This window comes from Burkholderia sp. 22PA0106 (assembly GCF_047497155.1).
Lineage (GTDB): Bacteria > Pseudomonadota > Gammaproteobacteria > Burkholderiales > Burkholderiaceae > Burkholderia.
On sequence record NZ_CP163163.1, the window covers coordinates 919,472 to 939,664 of the forward strand.

The window sequence follows — 20,193 nt, forward strand, 5'->3', positions numbered from 1 at the left end:
GTGCGCGCCCATGAACGAGCTGGAATACGTGCCGGTACCGGCATTCGATGACAACTATATCTGGCTCGTGTCGGATGGCAGCGACGCGATCGCCGTCGATCCGGGCGACGCCGCCCCGGTGCGTCGGTATCTCGATGCGCGGGGCTGGCGGCTAGCCGCTATTCTACTCACCCACCATCATGCCGACCACGTCGGCGGCGTCGCCGCGCTGCTCGGCGACCCGAAGCAGGGCGGCCCGGTGCCCGTCTACGGCCCGGCCGGCGAGGACATCGCACAAGTCACGGTGCCGCTCGCGGGCGGCGCGCGCGTGACGATCGGCCGGCCGTCGCTCGAATTCACGGTGCTCGACGTGCCGGGCCACACGCGCGGCCACATCGCGTTTTACCAGGCCGCCGGCGCGGCGAACCGCGCGCCGCACCTGTTCTGCGGCGACACGCTGTTCTCGTGCGGCTGCGGCCGGCTGTTCGAGGGCACGCCGGCGCAGATGCTGGCCTCGCTCGACGCACTGGCCGCGCTGCCGGGCGAAACCCAGGTGCACTGCGCGCACGAATACACGCTCTCGAACATCCGCTTCGCGCTCGCGTGCGAGCCCGACAACGCGGCGCTGGCCGCCTGGCGCGACGACGCCCAGGCGCGCCGCGCGCGCGGCGTGCCCACGCTGCCCACCACCATCGCCCACGAGCGTGCCGTCAATCCGTTCCTGCGCGCCGACAGCCCGGCGATCGCCGCGACGCTCGAGGCCGAGCTGCACGAGGCGCCGGCCGACCGGCTGGCCGCCTTCACGATGATGCGCGAGTGGAAGAACCGCTTCCGCTGATCGTTCCGCTATCCGCTGCCGCTGTTCCCGACCCGTCTTCGCGCGGGGTTGCCGCCTCGCGAGGCCGGCGGCCCGCGCGCAACAATTCTCAATGTTTCGCTGGCGCGAACCGGCGCATGATCGGGCGAAGGCCATCAGAAACTACCTGATTCGACTCAGCCAATGCTCAAGCTGAATCTGGAGAATGCGCCCCAAATACCGGATTTATTGGCATTTTTCGGCGTTTTTATTGACGCGATGCTCGGGCCACCTTACTATCGCCTGCAATTTTCAGCCGTTGGAAGCCGAGATTTACATGCGATTTCTGATCAGTGCGATGTTGGTCCTGTTGCTGGCCGCTTGTGCGAGCCCCGGGCCTGACGTCCCCGCCGCCGCCGCCGCTTCCAATCCGCAGGCCGCCTCCGATTTTCTCCGCAAGTCCGCCACCTCGAAGGAAACCGTCGACGTCGACAAGCAGTCGGTCGGCGATCTGACGACCAAGGATTCCGATCTGTGGGCGCGCATTCGCCGTGGTTTCCAGATGCCGGACCTGCAGAGCGACCTCGTCGACATGCAGACCACCTGGTACACGGAGCGTCCCGACTACGTGCAGCGCATGACCGAGCGCTCGCAGAAGTACCTCTATCACATCGTCGAGGAGCTCGAGGCGCGCAACATGCCGACCGAGCTGGCGCTGCTGCCGTTCATCGAATCGGCGTACAACCCGCAGGCGCTGTCGGTGGCGAAGGCGGCCGGCATGTGGCAGTTCATTCCCGGCACGGGCCGCACCTACAACCTCAAGCAGAACATGTGGCAGGACGAGCGGCGCGACGTGCTGGCCTCGACCAGCGCGGCGCTCGATTATCTTTCGCGCCTGCATGACATGTTCGGCGACTGGTATCTGGCGCTGGCCGCGTACAACTGGGGCGAGGGCAACGTGCAGCGCGCGATCGCGCGCAACCAGGCGGCCGGCCTGCCGACCGACTATCAAAGCCTGCGCATGCCGAACGAGACGCGCAACTACGTGCCGAAGCTCCAGGCGGTCAAGAACATCATCGCGAATCCGCAGCAATACGGCCTGACGCTGCCCGATATTCCGAACCACCCGTATTTCGTGACGGTCACCACGTCGCACGACATCGACGTCAAGATGGCCGCCCAGTTGTCGGGCCTGTCGCTCGAGGAGTTCAAGGCGCTGAACCCGTCGTTCTCGAAGCCGGTGATCGTCGGCGCGACGCAGCCGCAAATCCTGCTGCCGTTCGACAACGCATCGCAGTTCGAGAAGGGCCTGAAGTCGTACGGCGGCCAGCTGTCGTCGTGGACCACCTACACGGTGACCGAGCGCGCACGCCCGGCGGCGATCGCCGAGAAGATCGGCGTGGACGCCGATACGCTGATGGCCGTCAACAAGATTCCGGCCGGCATGCGCCTGAAGCCCGGTTCGACGATCGTGGTGCCGCGCGCCGATGACGACGACGAGGACATCAGCGCCGATGTGGCCGAGAACGGCGCGCTGGCCATGGAGGCGGATGTGCCCGATACGCGCAAGATGCTGATCCGGGTGCGCCGCAAGCAGACGATGGCGTCGCTGGCCGGTCGCTACGGCGTGTCGGTCGGGCAGTTGCATGCCTGGAACCGCACGCGCCGCGACATGGTGATGCCGGGCCAGACCATGGTGCTGCATGTGCCGGTAGGCCGTGCGGTGCCGGCCGAGCCGGGGCCGGAGCGGATCGCCACTACGACGGGCGGCGCGCGCATCGAGCGCGCCAGCCTGCGCTCGGGCGGCAAGGTCGTGCGCCGCGCGCCGGTTAAGGCCGCCGCCAAGCAGCCGGTTCGCAGCAGCAAGCCGGCCGCCAAGTCCGCCTCGCGCAAAACCAACAAGAAATAACGCGAATCGGTCGCTGCGCGCGAGGGGCTTTCGCCCGATTCGCCGCGCGTCGCTTATGATCCCGCTCCCACGCCGTCACCGAGGTGACGGCGTTTTCGTTTGGCCTGGCCGTTCGCGAGCGCGGGCGGTGGTTTCGAGGTGCCTATGTCGTCCATCAAGCTGCGCGTGTTCGTGCTGTTCTCGCTCGGTTATTTCGTGTCCTATGTGTTTCGTGGCGTCAATCTCGGCTTCGCGCCGCTGATCACGCACGACCTCGGGCTGTCGGCCGCCGATCTCGGCCTGCTGACGAGCCTGTATTTCCTGGGTTTCGCCGGCGCGCAGATTCCGGCCGGCGTTCTGCTCGACCATTTCGGGCCGCGCCGCGTGACGGCGGCGATGCTGCTGTTCGCGGCGGCCGGCATCGGCGTGTTCGGTATGGCACACGGCATCGGGGCGATGATGGCCGGCCGGTTGCTGATCGGGGTGGGGGTGTCGGTCTGCCTGGGCGCTGCGTTCAAGGCGATCGCCGAGCAGTTCGCGCTGGCGCGCCTGCCGCTCGTCAACGGCTTCGTGATGGCGGTGGGCGGCTTCGGCGGCGTGGCGGTCGGCTCGCCGCTGGCCTGGACGCTCGGCTTCATGGGCTGGCGCGCCGTGTGCGCGGCGCTGGCGGTGTTCACCGTGGCGGTCGCGGCGCTGATCTGGCTCGGCGCGCCCGATGCGGCGCGCACCCACCGCCAGGCCAGCATCGCGAGCCAGTTCAAGGGCACCTGGCACATCCTGTGCAGCCCGGCGTTCTGGAAGATCGCGTCGTTCTCGGTGGTGACGCAGGGCGTGTTCTATGCGATGCAGTCGCTGTGGGTGGGCGCCTGGATGCGCGACGTGATGGGCTTCGCGCCGCACGAGGCGGCGGCGCTGGTTTCGGTGATCGGCCTCGCGATGATGGCCGGCAGCGTGGGCACCGGCGTGGCGGCGCGCTGGCTGGAAGGTCACGGCGTGTCGGTCTATGCGTTCTGCGGGATCGGCATGGGCTGCTTCGTGCTGACCCAGATCGCGATCATGCTCGGCGCGCCGCTGCCGGCGGTGGTGCTGTGGGCCGCCTACGGCGCGTTCGGCGGCATCGGCATCCTCAGCTACGCGATTCTGGCCGAGCATTTCCCCGTTCACTTGATCGGCCGTGCGAACACCACGCTGACGCTGGTGATCTTCGTGCTGATCTTCGGTTTCCAATTGGGGGTCGGCGCGGTGCTGTCGCAATGGCCGACGCAGGGCGGACATTACCCGCGCGCCGCCCATTTGGTGGCGTGGGGCGTGCTGGTGGTGCTGCAGATCGCCGGCGCGATCTGGTACGTATTGCCGGGGCAGCCGGGGCGGCCGGGGCGGGCGCGAACCGGCGTCGAACCGGGCGCATCGTGAGCCGGGGCGGGCAGGGCGGGTGTTCGGGGCGGCCTGTCAAACCCCTGTCACACAATGCCGGGTAAGTCAGATTTGAGATAGTCAGGGTTTCACGCTATAATTTGAAGGTTTGCGCAATTCAACCCCGCACCCTAGCGCCTACCTCCAAATCCCCGTCTTCCGCCGCCTGCCGCCCGGCACGCGACGCCGCCGAATGCAGCCCGCGCTTTTAGCCAGCGCGCGCGTTCCTGGCGCGTCTTCCGGGTGAGCCGAGCGAGCGCCGGCGACCGCCTCCCGAGAGGCGAACCGGCCAGCGGCAGGTCGACAGGTCGGCAGCAAGGGTGTCCCCCAAGGAGCCTCCCGTGTTGCCGTCTTTTTCTCCCGCTTTGCTCGCTCTCGCCGACGGCACGGTGTTTCGCGGTTATTCGATTGGCGCGCCCGGCCATACGATCGGCGAAGTCGTGTTCAATACCGCGATCACCGGCTATCAGGAAATCCTGACCGACCCGAGCTATGCGCGGCAGATCGTCACGCTTACCTATCCGCACATCGGTAATGTCGGCGTGAACCGCGAAGACGTCGAAGCCGCCAAGGTTCACGCAGCCGGCCTGATCATTCGCGACCTGCCGGTGCTCGCCTCGAACTTCCGCATGGACCAGACCCTCGACGCCTACCTGCGCGCCGAAGGCGTGGTCGCCATCGCCGGCATCGATACCCGCAAGCTGACCCGCGTGCTGCGCGACAAGGGCGCGCAGGGCGGCTGCATCCTGGCCGGTTCCGACGACGAAGCGAAGGCGATCGAGCTGGCGCGCTCGTTCCCGGGCCTGGCCGGCATGGATCTGGCCAAGGTCGTCTCGACCGATAAACCGTTCGCCTGGAAGCAGACCGAATGGCGCCTCGAAGGCGGCTACGGCGAGCAGACCGCGCCGCGCTACAAGGTCGTCGCATACGACTTCGGCGTGAAGTACAACATCCTGCGCATGCTGGCCGAACGCGGCTGCGACGTGACGGTGCTGCCGGCCCAGGCCAGCGCGGCCGACGCGCTCGCGCTGAATCCGGACGGCGTGTTCCTGTCGAACGGCCCCGGCGATCCGGAACCGTGCGACTACGCGATCGCGGCGACCAAGGCATTCATCGAGCGCGGCGTGCCGACCTTCGGCATCTGCCTCGGCCACCAGATCATGGGCCTCGCGGTCGGCGCCAAGACGCTGAAGATGAAAACCGGCCATCACGGCGCGAACCACCCGGTCAAGGATCTGACCGACGGCCGCGTGGTGATCACGTCGCAGAACCACGGCTTCGCGGTCGATGCCGATTCGCTGCCGGCCAACGCACGCGCCACCCACGTCTCGCTGTTCGACGGCACACTGCAAGGCTTCGAGCTGACCGACAAGCCGGCGTTCTGCTTCCAGGGCCACCCGGAAGCCTCGCCCGGCCCGCACGATATCGGCTACCTGTTCGATCGCTTCACGGCGTTGATGGACAAGGCCAAGGCGCACGGCGCCTGAGCGAAGAACGGAGACGGCGCATCATGTTCGGTCATGCACTCGGGATCACGGATTTCTGGACCTACGTCGTGGGCGTGGTGTTCATCATCCTGCTGCCCGGCCCGAATTCGATGTACGTGCTGTCGCTCGCGGCGCAGCGCGGGGTCAAGGCCGGCTATCGTGCCGCGTGCGGCGTGTTCGTCGGCGACACCGTCCTGATGGTGCTGTCGGCGGCCGGCGTCGCGTCGCTGCTGAAGGCCAACCCGCTGCTGTTCTCGGTCGTCAAGTACGGCGGCGCCGGTTATCTGTTCTACATCGGGTTCAACATGCTGCGCAGCGGCTGGCAGGCCTTGCGCGCCGCGCGCAACGGCACGCCCGTGGTCAACGCGCCGGCCGCCAACGCCCGCCCGGTGGACGGCGAACGGCCGTTCCGCAAGGCGCTGATCGTCAGCCTGCTGAACCCGAAGGCGATCCTGTTCTTCATTTCGTTCTTCATCCAGTTCGTCGATCCGACCTACCGGTATCCGGTGGTGTCGTTCGTCGTGCTGGGCGCGATCTCGCAGTTCGCGAGCTTTTTGTACCTGAGCACGCTGATCTTCGCGGGCGCGCGTCTTGCCGAACAGTTTCGCCGCCGCCGCAAGCTCGCGGCGGGCGCGGCGAGCGGCGTGGGCAGTCTGTTCATCGGCTTCGGCCTCAAGCTCGCCTTCGCGACGCTCCGATGACCGACTCTGCCGCCGCCACGCATTAACGATTACCTATTGAATATTCGAGCCATGCCAAAACGCACAGACATCAAGAGCATCCTCATCATCGGCGCCGGCCCGATCATCATCGGCCAGGCGTGCGAGTTCGACTACTCGGGCGCGCAGGCATGCAAGGCGCTGCGCGAGGAGGGCTACAAGGTCATCCTCGTCAACAGCAACCCGGCGACGATCATGACCGACCCGAACACGGCCGACGTCACGTACATCGAGCCGATCACGTGGGAAGTGGTGGAACGCATCATCGCCAAGGAGCGCCCGGACGCGATCCTGCCGACCATGGGCGGCCAGACCGCGCTGAACTGCGCGCTCGACCTGCACCACCACGGCGTGCTGGAAAAGTACTCGGTCGAGCTGATCGGCGCCTCGCCGGAAGCCATCGACAAGGCGGAAGACCGCCAGAAATTCAAGGACGCGATGACCAAGATCGGCCTCGGTTCGGCCAAGTCGGGCGTCGCGCATTCGATGGAAGAAGCGTTGCAGGTGCAGGCGGAAATCGCCGCGCTGACCGGCAGCAGCGGTTATCCGACCGTGATCCGTCCGTCTTTCACGCTGGGCGGTTCGGGCGGCGGCATCGCCTACAACCGCGAGGAATTCGAGGAAATCTGCAAGCGCGGCCTCGACCTCTCGCCCACCCGCGAGCTGCTGATCGAGGAATCGCTGCTCGGCTGGAAGGAATACGAGATGGAAGTGGTTCGCGACAGCGCGGACAACTGCATCATCGTCTGCTCGATCGAAAACCTCGACCCGATGGGCGTGCACACCGGCGACTCGATCACCGTCGCACCGGCCCAGACGCTGACCGACAAGGAATACCAGATCCTGCGTAACGCGTCGCTCGCGGTGCTGCGCGAGATCGGCGTCGACACCGGCGGCTCGAACGTCCAGTTCTCGATCAACCCGAAGGACGGCCGCATGGTCGTCATCGAAATGAACCCGCGCGTGTCGCGTTCGTCGGCGCTGGCCTCGAAGGCCACCGGCTTCCCGATCGCGAAGGTCGCGGCGAAGCTGGCGGTCGGCTACACGCTCGACGAGCTGAAGAACGAAATCACGGGCGGCCAGACGCCGGCCTCGTTCGAGCCGACGATCGACTACGTCGTCACGAAGATCCCGCGTTTCGCGTTCGAGAAGTTCCGCGAGGCCGATTCGCGCCTGACCACGCAGATGAAGTCGGTCGGCGAAGTGATGGCGATCGGCCGCACGTTCCAGGAGTCGTTCCAGAAGGCGCTGCGCGGCCTCGAAGTCGGCGTCGACGGCCTCGACGAGAAGACCACCGACCGCGACGAGATCGTCCGCGAGATCGGCGAGCCGGGCCCGGATCGGATCTGGTACGTCGGCGATGCGTTCCGCGTCGGCTTGACGGCCGAGCAGATCTTCGAGGAAACCGCGATCGACCCGTGGTTCCTGGCTCAGATCGAACAGATCATCCAGAAGGAAGCGGCGCTGCGCGGCCGCACGCTGGCCAGCCTGTCGAAGGAAGAGCTGTTCTTCGTGAAGCAGAGCGGCTTCTCGGACCGTCGCCTGGCAACCCTGCTCGGCGCCAGCGCGGCCGAGGTGCGTGCGCGCCGTCTCGAACTGAACGTGCGCCCGGTCTACAAGCGCGTGGATACCTGCGCGGCCGAGTTCGCCACCAAGACGGCCTACATGTACTCGACCTACGAGGAAGAGTGCGAGGCGCAGCCGACCAACAACAAGAAGATCATGGTGCTGGGCGGCGGCCCGAACCGGATCGGCCAGGGGATCGAGTTCGACTACTGCTGCGTGCACGCGGCGCTCGCGATGCGCGAGGACGGTTACGAAACCATCATGGTCAACTGCAACCCGGAAACCGTCTCGACCGACTACGACACGTCCGACCGCCTGTACTTCGAGCCGCTCACGCTCGAGGACGTGCTCGAAGTGGTCGACAAGGAAAAGCCGGTCGGCGTGATCGTGCAGTACGGCGGCCAGACGCCGCTGAAGCTCGCGCTCGATCTCGAAGCCGCGGGCGTGCCGATCGTCGGCACCTCGCCGGACATGATCGACGCCGCGGAAGATCGCGAGCGCTTCCAGAAGCTGCTGCAGGGCCTGGGCCTGCGCCAGCCGCCGAACCGCACCGCACGCGCCGAAGACGAAGCGCTCGCGCTGGCCGCCGAAATCGGCTACCCGCTGGTGGTGCGCCCGTCCTACGTGTTGGGTGGCCGCGCGATGGAAATCGTCCACGAGCCGCGCGACCTCGAACGCTACATGCGCGAGGCCGTCAAGGTGTCGCACGATTCGCCGGTGCTGCTCGACCGCTTCCTGAACGACGCGATCGAATGCGATGTCGATTGCATCTGCGACGGCGAAGCCGTGTTCATCGGCGGCGTGATGGAGCACATCGAACAGGCGGGTGTCCACTCGGGCGACTCGGCGTGTTCGCTGCCGCCGTACTCGCTGTCGCCGGAAACCGTGACCGAGCTGAAGCGTCAGACCGGCGCGATGGCCCGTGCGCTGAACGTGGTCGGCCTGATGAACGTGCAGTTCGCGATCCAGCAAGTGCCGCAGGCGGATGGCTCGAAGGAAGACGTCATCTACGTGCTCGAAGTGAACCCGCGCGCCTCGCGCACGGTGCCGTACGTGTCGAAGGCCACCAGCCTGCCGCTCGCGAAGATCGCGGCGCGCGCGATGGTCGGTCAGAAGCTGGCCGACCAGGGCGTGACGAAGGAAGTCGTGCCGCCGTACTTCAGCGTCAAGGAAGCGGTGTTCCCGTTCGTCAAGTTCCCGACCGTCGACCCGGTGCTCGGACCTGAAATGCGTTCGACCGGCGAAGTGATGGGCGTTGGCCAGACCTTCGGCGAAGCGCTGTTCAAGTCGCAGCTCGCGGCCGGTTCGCGTCTGCCGGAGTCGGGCACGGTGCTGCTGACCGTGATGGACGCCGACAAGCCGAAGGCCGTCGAAGTCGCACGCATGCTGCACGACCTCGGCTACCCGATCGTCGCCACGCGCGGCACGGCTGCCGCGATCGAGGCGGCCGGTGTGCCGGTCAAGGTCGTCAACAAGGTGAAGGACGGCCGTCCGCACATCGTCGACATGATCAAGAACGGCGAGATCGCGCTGGTGTTCACGACGGTCGACGAGACGCGCACGGCGATCGCCGATTCGCGTTCGATCCGCATGAGCGCGCAGGCGCAGAAGGTGACGTACTACACGACGATGTCGGGCGCGCGCGCCGCGGTCGAAGGTTTGCGCTACCTGAAGGACCTCGAAGTCTATGATTTACAAGGTCTTCACGCTCGCCTAAACTAAGTCGTCGGGTTTTCCCAGGCACTCACAGGCCGCGGTTAGGCGGCGTTTCCGGTTCACCGGAAATGCGCTTAATCGCGGTGATTTTTTTTACGCCCGTTTTTTGTTATTGAGCCGTTTATGAGCACCATTCCGTTGACCAAGCGTGGCGCCGAACAACTGCGCGAGGAGCTGCAGCGCCTGAAATCGGTCGAGCGTCCGTCCGTGATCAATTCGATCGCCGAGGCACGCGCGCAGGGCGATCTGTCCGAAAACGCCGAATACGACGCCGCGAAAGAAAAGCAGGGTTTCATCGAGGGTCGGATCGCCGATCTCGAGTCGAAGCTGTCGGCGGCGCAAGTCATCGACCCGTCCTTGCTCGACGCGGAAGGGCGCGTCGTGTTCGCGGCCACCGTCGAACTCGAAGATCTCAAATCGGGCGACACCGTCAAATATCAGATCGTCGGCGACGACGAAGCCGATATCGACCACGGCCTGATCTCCATCAGCTCGCCGATCGCGCGTGCCCTGATCGGCAAGTCGGAAGGTGACGTGGCTGCGGTGCAGGCCCCGAGCGGCGTGCGCGAGTACGAGATCATCTCGGTCAGCTACATCTGATCGGGGGCGCTTCGATGCGCAACGCGCCCCGATTGTTCCGTTTTCTCTCCACCGTCTGGGTCGGCAGCCTGCTGACGATCGGCTATGCGGTTGCGCCGGTGCTGTTCACCACGCTCGACCGCGTCGCGGCGGGCGGCGTGGCGGCACGCCTGTTCCGGATCGAGGGCCTGATCGGTGTGGTCTGTGGCGTCGTCATGCTGCTGATCGCGAACGCACGCGTGCGAGCGGGCGAGCGCAACTATCGCCGGCTGCGCGTGATCGTCGGCGCGATGCTGCTGTGCGTGCTGCTCGGGTATTTCGCGATCGAGCCGTTCATGGACGCGATGCGTCTGGCCGCGCAGGCGGCGGGCACCGATGTCGGCCATTCGGAATATGCAAGCCGCTTCGGCATGCTGCACGGCGTTTCGAGCCTGTTCTATCTGGTCGAAAGCGTGCTCGGTATCTGGCTGGTGTGGCGGCTGTCCGCAGCGGGCGAATCGCGTACCGCGGATGCCTGAATGCCGTGCAGGCGTTGGGATGCATGATGCTCCGCGCCTGACGGCACCGGCCGCCGGGCATGCCTTGCGGCTTGCTTGCCCGGCCGGGGGCTGCCCGATACTTACTTGTCGTTCTGGAACGGGCGCTTCGTGCTTTGCTGGCGCTTCTTGGCGCGCTTGACCGTACCACCCGCCGTTACGCGCTCGTTGCCGCGCACGACCACCTTGGTGGCTCGCGGCTTGCGAACCGGGCTGGCATCGGGCGAATGCTTGACGACCTTCACGACGCGCGGCGCGCGGCCACCCCGGCTTTCCGGCTCGCCGGCGGCGCGCTGCATCGCCGCTTCGCGAGCGCTCGGCGGCCCGCGGCGGCTGCGAGGCGGCGCCACTTCGGCCTGCTCGGGGCGCCAGATCACCAGCAGCTTGCCGATATGCTGGATCGGCGCGGCGTTCAGGCGGTCGCAAATTTCTTCGTAGATGGCGATGCGGGCGTCGCGTTCGTCGCCGAACACGCGGATCTTGATCAACTGGTGCGCGGCCAGGTGGACCTTGATCTCGGCCAGCACGGCGTCGGTCAGGCCTTCGGCGCCGATCAGCACGACGGGCTTCAGCGCGTGGGCTTGGGAACGCAGCGCGGAGCGCTCGACAGGGGAAAGCGAAAGGGCGGGCATCGGAACTCTTGAATCAATAGATCGGCGCGCCGCGTGAGCGCGCTCGAAAACCACGTAAAATCGCTGCGGGACCGCCATCGAGGCGTCTGCCGCGCGAACAAGACGCGTATTATCCGCCAAAAGCGCGAGCTGACGGAACCATTGCACGATCGACGCCATTCATTGGGTGCTTCGATCGGCGAACGGTCCCGGCTCTGTGGTATTTGGCCGACATTTTTCCTCCTGCATGGCAAAGAACCGATTCAACCATTCGTGGCTGCACGACCATATCAACGATCCGTACGTCAAGCTGGCGCAACGGGAAGGCTATCGCGCCCGCGCGGCCTACAAGCTCAAGGAAATCGACGAGCAGGACAAGCTGATCCGCCCCGGTCAGGTGATCGTCGACCTGGGTTCGACGCCGGGCAGCTGGAGCCAGTACGTGCGCAACAAGCTCGCGCAGGGCAAGCAGCGCGACGCCCAGCGTGACGGCGGGATCGACGGCACCATCATCGCGCTCGACATGCTGCCGATGGAGCCGATCGCCGACGTGCACTTCATCCAGGGCGATTTTCGCGAGGATGTGGTGCTGCACCAGCTCGAAGAAGTGCTGCAAGGCCGCGCCGTCGACCTTGTAATTTCGGACATGGCACCCAATCTGTCGGGCGTGGCGACTGCGGATGCGGCCCGGATCGAACACGTTTGCGATCTCGCGCTCGAATTCACACAGAACCATCTCAAACCGGATGGCGCCCTTTTGGTGAAATGCTTTCACGGCACGGGCTACAGCCAGATCGTCGAGAAGTTCAAGCATCAGTTTCGTACGGTTGCACCGCGCAAGCCGAAAGCCTCGCGCGATAAATCGTCGGAGACGTTTATTTTGGGTCGGCATCTGAAACATCCGCGCTGACGGATGCGGCAGGCGCCGCAGGCCAGCCGGGAGCCTTGCCGGTCATGGGATTTGCCTATCGAAGCGTTTGGCGAAGCTTATGGCGATGGGCTACGGACTGGATTAGAATGCCCCAGGAGCGCTGCAAGAAAAATGTAGGCGCTTGTCTATGAGTGAAGGAGTGGTGCTTTGAACAACAATATGTTATCGAAAGCGGCAGTGTGGCTCGTGATCGCACTGGTGCTGTTTACCGTGTTCAAGCAATTCGACAAGCCCCGCGTCCAGGAAGGTGTGTCGTATTCGCAGTTCATGGACGACGCCAAGGGCGGCAAGATCAAGAACGTGATCGTGCAAGGCCGCAACCTCACCGTCACTCCGGCAGAAGGCCAGAAATACCAGATCGTGTCGCCCGGCGACATCTGGATGGTCGGCGACCTGATGAAGTACGGCGTGCAGGTGAGCGGCAAGGCTGACGACGAACCGAACGCGCTGGTGTCCGCGCTGTATTACCTCGGGCCGACGCTGCTGATCATCGTTTTCTGGTTCTACATGATGAGGCAGATGCAGGGCGGCGGTAAGGGCGGGGCATTCTCCTTCGGCAAATCGCGCGCGCGTCTCATCGACGAGAACAACAACGCGGTGACCTTCTCCGACGTCGCGGGTTGCGACGAAGCGAAGGAAGAAGTGTCCGAGTTGGTCGACTTCCTGCGCGATCCCCAGAAATTCCAGAAGCTCGGTGGGCGCATTCCACGCGGCGTGCTGCTGGTCGGCCCGCCGGGTACCGGCAAGACCTTGCTCGCCCGCGCGATCGCCGGCGAGGCAAAGGTGCCGTTCTTCAGCATCTCGGGTTCGGATTTCGTTGAAATGTTCGTCGGTGTCGGCGCGGCACGTGTGCGCGACATGTTCGAGCAAGCCAAGAAGCACGCACCGTGTATCGTGTTCATCGACGAAATCGACGCGGTCGGCCGCCATCGTGGCGCCGGCATGGGCGGCGGCAACGACGAGCGCGAGCAGACGCTGAATCAGATGCTGGTCGAGATGGACGGCTTCGAGGCGAACTCGGGCGTGATCGTGGTGGCTGCAACGAACCGCTCCGACGTGCTCGACAAGGCGCTGCTGCGTCCGGGCCGTTTCGACCGCCAGGTGTATGTCGGCCTGCCGGACATTCGTGGCCGCGAGCAGATCATGCGCGTTCACCTGCGCAAGGTGCCGATCTCGAACGACGTCGACGCGGCCGTGCTGGCACGCGGCACGCCGGGCTTCTCGGGCGCCGATCTGGCGAACCTCGTCAACGAAGCGGCGCTGTTCGCCGCGCGTCGCGGCAAGCGCATCGTCGAAATGCAGGATTTCGAAGACGCCAAGGACAAGATCTTCATGGGCCCGGAGCGCAAGTCGGCCGTGATCCGCGAGGAATCTAAGCGTGCCACGGCTTACCACGAAGCGGGTCACGCCGTGGTGGCCAAGCTGTTGCCGAAGGCCGATCCGGTCCACAAGGTCACGATCATTCCGCGTGGCCGTGCGCTGGGCGTGACGTGGCAGTTGCCCGAGCACGACAACGAAACGTATTCGAAGGATTACCTGCTCGACCGTCTCGCGATCCTGTTCGGTGGCCGTGCGGCTGAAGAACTGTTCATGAACCTGATCAGCACCGGTGCATCGGACGACTTCAACAAGGCGACGCAAACGGCGCGCGCGATGGTCACGCGCTTCGGCATGACCGATGCGCTCGGGCCGATGGTGTATGCCGACGACGAAAACGAAGGCGGCCCGTTCGGCAAGGGCTTTACGCGTGCGATCTCGGAAGCGACGCAACAGAAGGTCGATTCCGAAATCCGCCGCGTGATCGACGAGCAGTACAAGCTCGCACACCGCCTGCTCGACGAGAACCGCGACAAGGTCGAGGCCATGACGGCCGCGCTGATGGAGTGGGAAACGATCGACGCCGATCAGATCAACGACATCATGGCGGGCCGCCCGCCGCGCTCGCCGAAGAGCAGCGGCAACGTGCCCCCGGCCAGCGATCCGTCGGGTGGCGCGGGTGCCGAAGTCAAGCCGGGTAGCGCGACTGCGCCGGCATAATCTCGAAACGAGATCTCATGAGCGGGCCGGTGTGATTCACACCGGCCCGTTTTGTTTCTGCTTCCGGATTTTTCGTGTTGACCGATATCGCTTCCATCGCGCCGCCGCCTTTGCAGTGCGGCCGTTTCACCCTGACGTTCGACCGCCCGCTCGTGATGGGCATCCTGAACGTCACCCCCGATTCCTTTTCCGATGGTGGCCGCTACGTGGCCCGCGACGCCGCGTTGCGCCAGGCCGAGCAGATGCTGGCCGATGGCGTCGATCTGATCGACATCGGGGGCGAATCGACACGCCCGGGCGCGCCGCCCGTGCCGCTCGACGAGGAACTGGCGCGTGTCGTGCCGATCGTCGAGGCGCTGCACGGCATGAACGTGCCGCTCTCGATCGACACCTACAAGCCCGACGTGATGCGCGCGACGCTGGCCGCCGGCGCGGACCTGATCAACGATATCTGGGGCTTCCGGCAGGCCGGTGCGATCGAGGCGGTGAAGGACAGCAACTGCGGGCTGTGCGTGATGCATATGCTCGGCGAGCCGCAGACGATGCAGATCGGCGAACCGGACTATCTTGACGTCGTCTCGGAGGTGAGACATTTTCTGACTGTGCGCGCCGCGGCATTCGTCGCGGCCGGGATCGCGCCGTCGCGGATCAGCGTTGATCCAGGGTTCGGGTTCGGCAAGGCGACGGTCGAGCACAATTACGCCTTGCTGGCGCGCTTGCCGGAAACGGCCCCCGTGCGGCCGGACGGGCAGCGTTACCCGGTGCTGGCCGGCATGTCGCGCAAATCGATGCTCGGCGCGCTGATCGGCAAGCCGCCCGCCGAGCGCGTGGCCGCGAGCGTGGCGGCGGCCGTGTGCGCCGCCGAGCGGGGAGCGGCCATCATTCGCGTCCACGACGTCGCCGCGACGGTGGATGCGCTGAAAATCTGGCGCGCCGTGCGCGAGGCGGCACGGCGCGCGTAAGTACACATAAGGAGGATTGCATTCATGGGACGTCGTTATTTCGGTACGGACGGCATTCGCGGCGAAGTCGGCCAAGGCCCGATCACCCCCGAATTCGTGCTGCGGCTCGGCTATGCGGCCGGCAAGGTGCTGGCGCGTTCGAACGCACGCAGCACGGCCGGCCGCCCGACGGTACTGATCGGCAAGGACACGCGTGTCTCGGGCTACATGCTCGAGGCGGCGCTCGAAGCGGGCTTCTCGGCGGCGGGTGTCGACGTGATGCTGGCCGGCCCGATGCCCACGCCGGGCGTCGCCTACCTGACGCGCGCGCTGCGCCTCGCCGCCGGCGTGGTGATCAGCGCTTCGCACAATCCGTATCACGACAACGGCATCAAGTTCTTCTCGGGCGACGGCAACAAGCTGCCCGATGAAACCGAAGCCGAAATCGAATCCTGGCTCGACAAGCCGCTGGCCTGCGAGCCGTCCGACGGCCTGGGCAAGGCACGCCGGCTCGACGACGCGAACGGCCGCTACATCGAGTTCTGCAAGAGCACGTTCCCGGCCTCGTACGACCTGCGCGGGCTCAAGCTGGTGGTCGATTGCGCGCACGGTGCGGCGTACCAGATCGCGCCGCACGTGTTCCACGAGCTGGGCGCGGATGTCGTGCCGATCGGCGTGAAGCCGAACGGCTTCAACATCAACGACAAGGTCGGCGCCACGGCGCCCGATGCGCTGATTGCCGCCGTCAAGGAAAACGGCGCGGATCTCGGCATTGCGCTCGACGGCGACGCCGACCGCCTGCTGGTGGTCGACTCCACCGGCCGCCTGTTCAATGGCGACGAGCTGCTCTACGTGCTGGTGCAGGATCGCATGGCCACCGACGGCAAGGTGCCGGGCGCGGTCGGCACGCTGATGACGAACCTGGCCGTGGAAGTGGCGCTGCAGAAGCTCGGCGTGCCGTTCGTGCGCGCGGCCGTCGGCGATCGTTACGTGCTCGAGCAATTGCGTGAACGCGGTTGGCAGCTCGGCGCGGAAGGCTCGGGCCACATCCTGTCGCTCGACCGTCATTCGACCGGCGACGGCATCGTCTCGGCGCTGCTGGTGCTGGCCGCGCTGACGCGCGGCGGCAAGACGCTGGCGCAACTGCTCGACGGCGTCGAGCTGTTCCCGCAAACACTGATCAACGTGCGCATGAAGGCCGGCGCGGACTGGAAGGGCGACGCCTCGATCCAGGCCGCGATTGCCAGGGCCGAGCGAGAGCTGGGTGAAAGCGGGCGCGTGCTGATCCGCGCCTCGGGCACCGAGCCGGTGCTGCGCGTGATGGTCGAGGCGCGCGGAGCCGCGGATGCGCAGCACCATGCCGAAACGATCGCCGCGGCGGTCCGGGCCGCGACGGCCTGACAGGCCAGTCGGACGAAAGGCAAGGGCGGCGCGGGGCGTCGCCCTTTATTATTGGTCCGACGGCGCACCGTGATGGCGCGCCACCTTGTCGCACGGCAGCGGATCGGATGCAGGCGCGTTGAGCTCTCCTCATTGCTCGGATGAAAACGTTTACCCGTGCGCGCCACGCCTTTGCCGTTCGATCCCGATTTTCTCCGTAATTGCCCGAAAAAATCGTTTGCATCGGCAAAAATCTTCCGTTTCGTGACATTTCGACTACTGTGGATGAGCGCTGCCGCTCGGGCCGGACGGCGTTGAACAATCGTGCCGTTCGATGCGCGATTTCGATGCATTCGCGGCATCGGCCCGCTCGACCTCCCTTCGCGAACCTCGCCGGGCAGCCGCCGCGAAGCCTTGCCGGATGGGACATCCGCGTCGAGGCCCGCCGGCCGGGCAGGGCGGCTCACAGCTTTCGGTCTGTCATGTTGCTGTCACATCAGGTTCATCAATTGTCACATTACTGTCATGGGTACCCCCTAATCTTCGCGGTGCCGTAGTCATCCGCTCACACACTGGAGGTCTCATGAAGTTGATGCAAACTGCGTTCGCTGGTCTGGCTGGCGCGCTCTTCGCTGTTGCCGCCCACGCAGCCGACATCACCGGCGCCGGCAGCACGTTCGCCGCACCGATTTACACGAAGTGGGCAGCCGAGTACAAGAACGCTGCCAACGCTCAGGTCAACTACCAAGGCATCGGTTCCTCGGGTGGCCTGAAGCAGATCATCGCCAAGACGGTCGACTTCGCAGGTTCGGACGCTCCGCTGAAGGACGACGAGCTGGCCAAGGAAGGCCTGTTCCAGTTCCCGACGGTCATCGGCGGCATTCTGCCGGTGGTGAACATCCCGGGCATCAAGGCAGGTGAAATCGTTCTGTCGGGCGAAGTGCTCGGCGACATCTACCTGGGCAAGATCAAGAAGTGGAACGACCCGGCCATCGTCGCGCTGAACCCGAAGGTCAAGCTGCCGGATCTGGACGTCGCCGTGGTTCGCCGCGCTGACGGTTCGGGCACCTCGTTCATCTGGACGAACTACCTGTCGAAGGTCAACGCCGAGTGGAAGTCGAAGATCGGCGAAGGCGCAACGGTCAACTGGCCGACGGGTACGGGCGGCAAGGGCAACGACGGCGTCGCGGCCTTCGTGCAACGCCTGCCGGGCTCGATCGGCTATGTCGAATCGGCCTACGCCACGAAGAACCACATGATCTACACCAACATCAAGAACGCGTCGGGTAACGTGGTGGCGCCGGATGCCAAGACGTTCGCCGCCGCCGCTGCCGGCGCGGAATGGACGAAGTCGTTCTACCAGATCCTGACGAACGAGCCGGGCAAGGACGCATGGCCGGTCGTCGGCGCAACGTTCGTGCTGCTGCACACGAAGCAGGACAAGCCGGAGCAAGGCGCGGAAGTGCTGAAGTTCTTCGACTGGTCGTTCAAGAACGGCGAAAAGGCTGCAACGGATCTCGACTACATCTCGCTGCCGAAGTCGGTGACGGATGAAATCCGCAAGCAATGGAAGGTGAAGGTGACCGACGCAGCCGGCAAGCCGGTCGCTCAGTAAGCTTCATTCGCAGCAAGCAAGTCGTGGTCGCGCCGTCCGGCATGTGTCGGGCGGCGCGGTGCAGTATCGGCGGGGCGGCATGCGCCGCCTGCCACTGAACAATCAGGCACCCATGTCCGACATTCCTCTCTCGTCACGTCCCGCCGCAGGCCAGATGCGCGCGCCGGGCCGGCTCGGCGATGTCATCTTCGGCGGTCTTGCGCGCATTGCCGCGATCGTGACCCTGCTGGTGCTCGGCGGCATCATCGTGTCGCTGCTCATCGCGTCGTTGCCGACTATCGAGAAGTTTGGCCTCAGTTTCCTCTGGCGGTCCGAATGGGACCCCAACGCCGATGTCTACGGCGCGCTCGTGCCGATCTACGGCACGATCGTCACGTCGATCATCGCCCTGTTGATCGCCGTGCCCGTCAGCTTCGGCATCGCCCTGTTTCTCACCGAACTCTCGCCCGTGTGGCTGCGCCGCCCGCTCGGCATCGCCATCGAATTGCTGGCCGCCATTCCGTCGATCGTGTACGGCATGTGGGGCCTGCTGGTGTTCGCGCCGATCTTCGCGGAATACTTCGAAGGCCCGCTCGGCAAGCTCGTGAAACCCATCCCGGGCCTCAACGCGATCTTCGCCGGTCCGGCGATCGGCATCGGCCTGCTCAGCGCCGGCGTGATCCTGGCGATCATGATCATCCCGTACATCGCCTCGGTGATGCGCGACGTGTTCGAGGTCACCCCGGTCCTGCTGAAGGAATCGGCGTACGGCATCGGCTGCACGACCTGGGAAGTGATGTGGAAGATCGTGCTGCCCTTCACCAAGACCGGCGTGATCGGCGGCGTGATGCTCGGCCTCGGCCGCGCGCTCGGCGAGACGATGGCCGTCACGTTCGTGATCGGCAACACCAACCTGCTCAACGATATTTCGCTGTTCTCGTCGGGCAACAGCATTACCTCGGCGCTCGCGAACGAATTCGCGGAAGCCGCACCGGGCCTGCATACGTCGGCACTGATGGAACTGGGCCTGATCCTGTTCGTGATCACCTTCGTCGTGCTGTCGGTTTCGAAACTGATGCTGCTGCGTCTCCAGAAGTCGGAAGGCAAGAAATGAGCGAACGCGTCCTGAACATGCCGGGCGGCCAGTCCGGCCCCGCACTCGAGGCGATGCGCACCAGGCTGCAGGCTCGCCGCAAGCGCACCAACGCCGTTGCATTGACCTTCTCGCTCGCCGCGATGGTGTTCGGTCTGGTGTGGCTGGTGTGGATTCTCTACACGACGCTGCGTCTCGGCATCGGCGGCCTGTCGATCGACCTGTTCACGCAGTCGACGCCGGCCCCGGATACCGACGGCGGCGGTCTTGCCAACGCCATCGTCGGCAGCCTGATGATGGTTGCCCTGGGTACGCTGGTGGGCACGCCGATCGGCGTGATGGCCGGTGTCTACCTGGCCGAATACGGCCAGAAGAACCTGCTGGCGAGCACGATGCGTTTCATCAACGACATCCTGCTGTCGGCGCCGTCGATCGTGATCGGCCTGTTCGTCTATGCCGTGGTGGTGGCGCCGACCGGCCGCTTCTCGGGCTGGGCGGGGGTGATCTCGCTGGCGCTGCTGCAAGTGCCGATCGTGATCCGCACCACCGAAAACATGCTGAACCTGGTGCCGATCGCGCTGCGCGAGGCCTCGTTCGCGCTCGGCACGCCGAAGTGGCGCATGGTGCTGACCATCACGCTGCGCGCGTCGATCGCCGGCATCATGACGGGCGTGCTGCTCGCGGTTGCACGGATCGCCGGCGAAACCGCGCCGCTGCTGTTCACGGCGCTGTCGAACCAGTTCTTCTCGCTCGACATGAGCCACCCGATCGCCAACCTGCCCGTCACGATCTACAAGTTCGCGATGAGCCCGTTTGCGCAGTGGCAATCGCTCGCCTGGGCGGGCGTCTTCCTGATCACGCTGGGCGTGCTGGGACTGAACATCCTGGCGCGCTCGATCTTCTCGAAAAAGTAACGGCGGAGCAATC

16 protein-coding genes are annotated in these 20,193 nt (G+C 65.5%); 15 read left to right on the forward strand and 1 reads right to left on the reverse strand.

Going from position 1 to position 20,193, the window contains the following annotated elements:
* Positions 1-10: 10 nt before the first annotated feature.
* From gloB to AB4850_RS19025, 8 genes are all read left to right on the forward strand, one after another.
* The gene (gene gloB, locus AB4850_RS18990) at positions 11-817 is read left to right on the forward strand and encodes a hydroxyacylglutathione hydrolase (RefSeq protein WP_414444555.1); all 807 of its coding nucleotides are present in this window, start codon (positions 11-13) and stop codon (positions 815-817) included.
* 295 nt (positions 818-1,112) lie between these two features.
* Positions 1,113-2,684 carry a transglycosylase SLT domain-containing protein gene (locus tag AB4850_RS18995; RefSeq protein WP_414444556.1) on the forward strand — a complete coding sequence of 524 codons (1,572 nt, stop codon included), beginning with the start codon at positions 1,113-1,115 and terminating at the stop codon, positions 2,682-2,684.
* A gap of 144 nt (positions 2,685-2,828) precedes the next feature.
* Complete coding sequence (locus tag AB4850_RS19000) at positions 2,829-4,076, forward strand: MFS transporter (RefSeq protein WP_414444557.1); 1,248 nt, start codon at positions 2,829-2,831, stop codon at positions 4,074-4,076.
* A gap of 341 nt (positions 4,077-4,417) precedes the next feature.
* Positions 4,418-5,563, forward strand: coding sequence for a glutamine-hydrolyzing carbamoyl-phosphate synthase small subunit (gene carA, locus AB4850_RS19005; RefSeq protein WP_414444558.1), 1,146 nt, complete (start codon positions 4,418-4,420; stop codon positions 5,561-5,563).
* 23 nt (positions 5,564-5,586) lie between these two features.
* The gene (gene leuE / locus AB4850_RS19010; RefSeq protein ID WP_414444559.1) at positions 5,587-6,264 is read left to right on the forward strand and encodes a leucine efflux protein LeuE; all 678 of its coding nucleotides are present in this window, start codon (positions 5,587-5,589) and stop codon (positions 6,262-6,264) included.
* A gap of 51 nt (positions 6,265-6,315) precedes the next feature.
* Entirely contained in the window at positions 6,316-9,570 is a 3,255-nt protein-coding gene (gene carB / locus AB4850_RS19015) for a carbamoyl-phosphate synthase large subunit (protein ID WP_414444560.1), read from the forward strand.
* A 117-nt stretch (positions 9,571-9,687) separates the two neighbouring features.
* Positions 9,688-10,164 (forward strand): transcription elongation factor GreA, encoded by a 477-nt coding sequence (gene greA / locus AB4850_RS19020; RefSeq protein WP_414444561.1) that lies wholly within the window; start codon positions 9,688-9,690, stop codon positions 10,162-10,164.
* A gap of 14 nt (positions 10,165-10,178) precedes the next feature.
* Positions 10,179-10,661 (forward strand): DUF4149 domain-containing protein, encoded by a 483-nt coding sequence (locus AB4850_RS19025; protein ID WP_414444562.1) that lies wholly within the window; start codon positions 10,179-10,181, stop codon positions 10,659-10,661.
* A 101-nt stretch (positions 10,662-10,762) separates the two neighbouring features.
* Here AB4850_RS19025 and AB4850_RS19030 read toward each other — a convergent pair whose 3' ends face one another.
* Positions 10,763-11,311, reverse strand: coding sequence for a YhbY family RNA-binding protein (locus AB4850_RS19030; protein ID WP_414445549.1), 549 nt, complete (start codon positions 11,309-11,311; stop codon positions 10,763-10,765).
* A 226-nt stretch (positions 11,312-11,537) separates the two neighbouring features.
* Between AB4850_RS19030 and AB4850_RS19035 the strand changes: the two genes are divergently transcribed.
* The 7 genes from AB4850_RS19035 to pstA all read left to right on the forward strand — a co-directional run bounded on the left by AB4850_RS19035 (position 11,538) and on the right by pstA (position 20,180).
* Positions 11,538-12,200 (forward strand): RlmE family RNA methyltransferase, encoded by a 663-nt coding sequence (locus AB4850_RS19035; protein WP_414445550.1) that lies wholly within the window; start codon positions 11,538-11,540, stop codon positions 12,198-12,200.
* 168 nt (positions 12,201-12,368) lie between these two features.
* On the forward strand, positions 12,369-14,258 hold the full coding sequence (gene ftsH / locus AB4850_RS19040; RefSeq protein WP_414444563.1) for an ATP-dependent zinc metalloprotease FtsH: 1,890 nt from the start codon (positions 12,369-12,371) through the stop codon (positions 14,256-14,258).
* A 155-nt stretch (positions 14,259-14,413) separates the two neighbouring features.
* Positions 14,414-15,220 (forward strand): dihydropteroate synthase, encoded by an 807-nt coding sequence (folP, locus tag AB4850_RS19045; RefSeq protein ID WP_414445551.1) that lies wholly within the window; start codon positions 14,414-14,416, stop codon positions 15,218-15,220.
* A gap of 24 nt (positions 15,221-15,244) precedes the next feature.
* Entirely contained in the window at positions 15,245-16,600 is a 1,356-nt protein-coding gene (glmM, locus tag AB4850_RS19050) for a phosphoglucosamine mutase (protein WP_414444564.1), read from the forward strand.
* Between the two features lie 562 nt (positions 16,601-17,162).
* On the forward strand, positions 17,163-18,194 hold the full coding sequence (pstS, locus tag AB4850_RS19055) for a phosphate ABC transporter substrate-binding protein PstS (RefSeq protein WP_414444565.1): 1,032 nt from the start codon (positions 17,163-17,165) through the stop codon (positions 18,192-18,194).
* Positions 18,195-18,306: 112 nt separating this feature from the next.
* Positions 18,307-19,287, forward strand: coding sequence for a phosphate ABC transporter permease PstC (gene pstC / locus AB4850_RS19060; RefSeq protein ID WP_414444566.1), 981 nt, complete (start codon positions 18,307-18,309; stop codon positions 19,285-19,287).
* On the forward strand, positions 19,284-20,180 hold the full coding sequence (pstA, locus tag AB4850_RS19065; RefSeq protein ID WP_414444567.1) for a phosphate ABC transporter permease PstA: 897 nt from the start codon (positions 19,284-19,286) through the stop codon (positions 20,178-20,180). Before pstC ends, pstA begins: the two co-directional genes overlap by 4 nt.
* The last annotated feature ends 13 nt before the right edge of the window (positions 20,181-20,193 follow it).

Excerpts from the sequence above, each read along its gene's own strand:
- glmM (WP_414444564.1), top strand. The coding sequence starts at position 15,245 with ATGGGACGTCGTTATTTCGGTACGGACGGCATTCGCGGCGAAGTCGGC.
- carB (WP_414444560.1), top strand. The coding sequence starts at position 6,316 with ATGCCAAAACGCACAGACATCAAGAGCATCCTCATCATCGGCGCCGGC.
- greA (WP_414444561.1), top strand. The coding sequence starts at position 9,688 with ATGAGCACCATTCCGTTGACCAAGCGTGGCGCCGAACAACTGCGCGAG.
- leuE (WP_414444559.1), top strand. The coding sequence starts at position 5,587 with ATGTTCGGTCATGCACTCGGGATCACGGATTTCTGGACCTACGTCGTG.
- pstA (WP_414444567.1), top strand. The coding sequence starts at position 19,284 with ATGAGCGAACGCGTCCTGAACATGCCGGGCGGCCAGTCCGGCCCCGCA.
- AB4850_RS19030 (WP_414445549.1), bottom strand. The coding sequence starts at position 11,311 with ATGCCCGCCCTTTCGCTTTCCCCTGTCGAGCGCTCCGCGCTGCGTTCC.
- gloB (WP_414444555.1), top strand. The coding sequence starts at position 11 with ATGAACGAGCTGGAATACGTGCCGGTACCGGCATTCGATGACAACTAT.
- pstC (WP_414444566.1), top strand. The coding sequence starts at position 18,307 with ATGTCCGACATTCCTCTCTCGTCACGTCCCGCCGCAGGCCAGATGCGC.
- AB4850_RS18995 (WP_414444556.1), top strand. The coding sequence starts at position 1,113 with ATGCGATTTCTGATCAGTGCGATGTTGGTCCTGTTGCTGGCCGCTTGT.
- AB4850_RS19035 (WP_414445550.1), top strand. The coding sequence starts at position 11,538 with ATGGCAAAGAACCGATTCAACCATTCGTGGCTGCACGACCATATCAAC.
- AB4850_RS19025 (WP_414444562.1), top strand. The coding sequence starts at position 10,179 with ATGCGCAACGCGCCCCGATTGTTCCGTTTTCTCTCCACCGTCTGGGTC.
- pstS (WP_414444565.1), top strand. The coding sequence starts at position 17,163 with ATGAAGTTGATGCAAACTGCGTTCGCTGGTCTGGCTGGCGCGCTCTTC.
- folP (WP_414445551.1), top strand. The coding sequence starts at position 14,414 with ATGGGCATCCTGAACGTCACCCCCGATTCCTTTTCCGATGGTGGCCGC.
- AB4850_RS19000 (WP_414444557.1), top strand. The coding sequence starts at position 2,829 with ATGTCGTCCATCAAGCTGCGCGTGTTCGTGCTGTTCTCGCTCGGTTAT.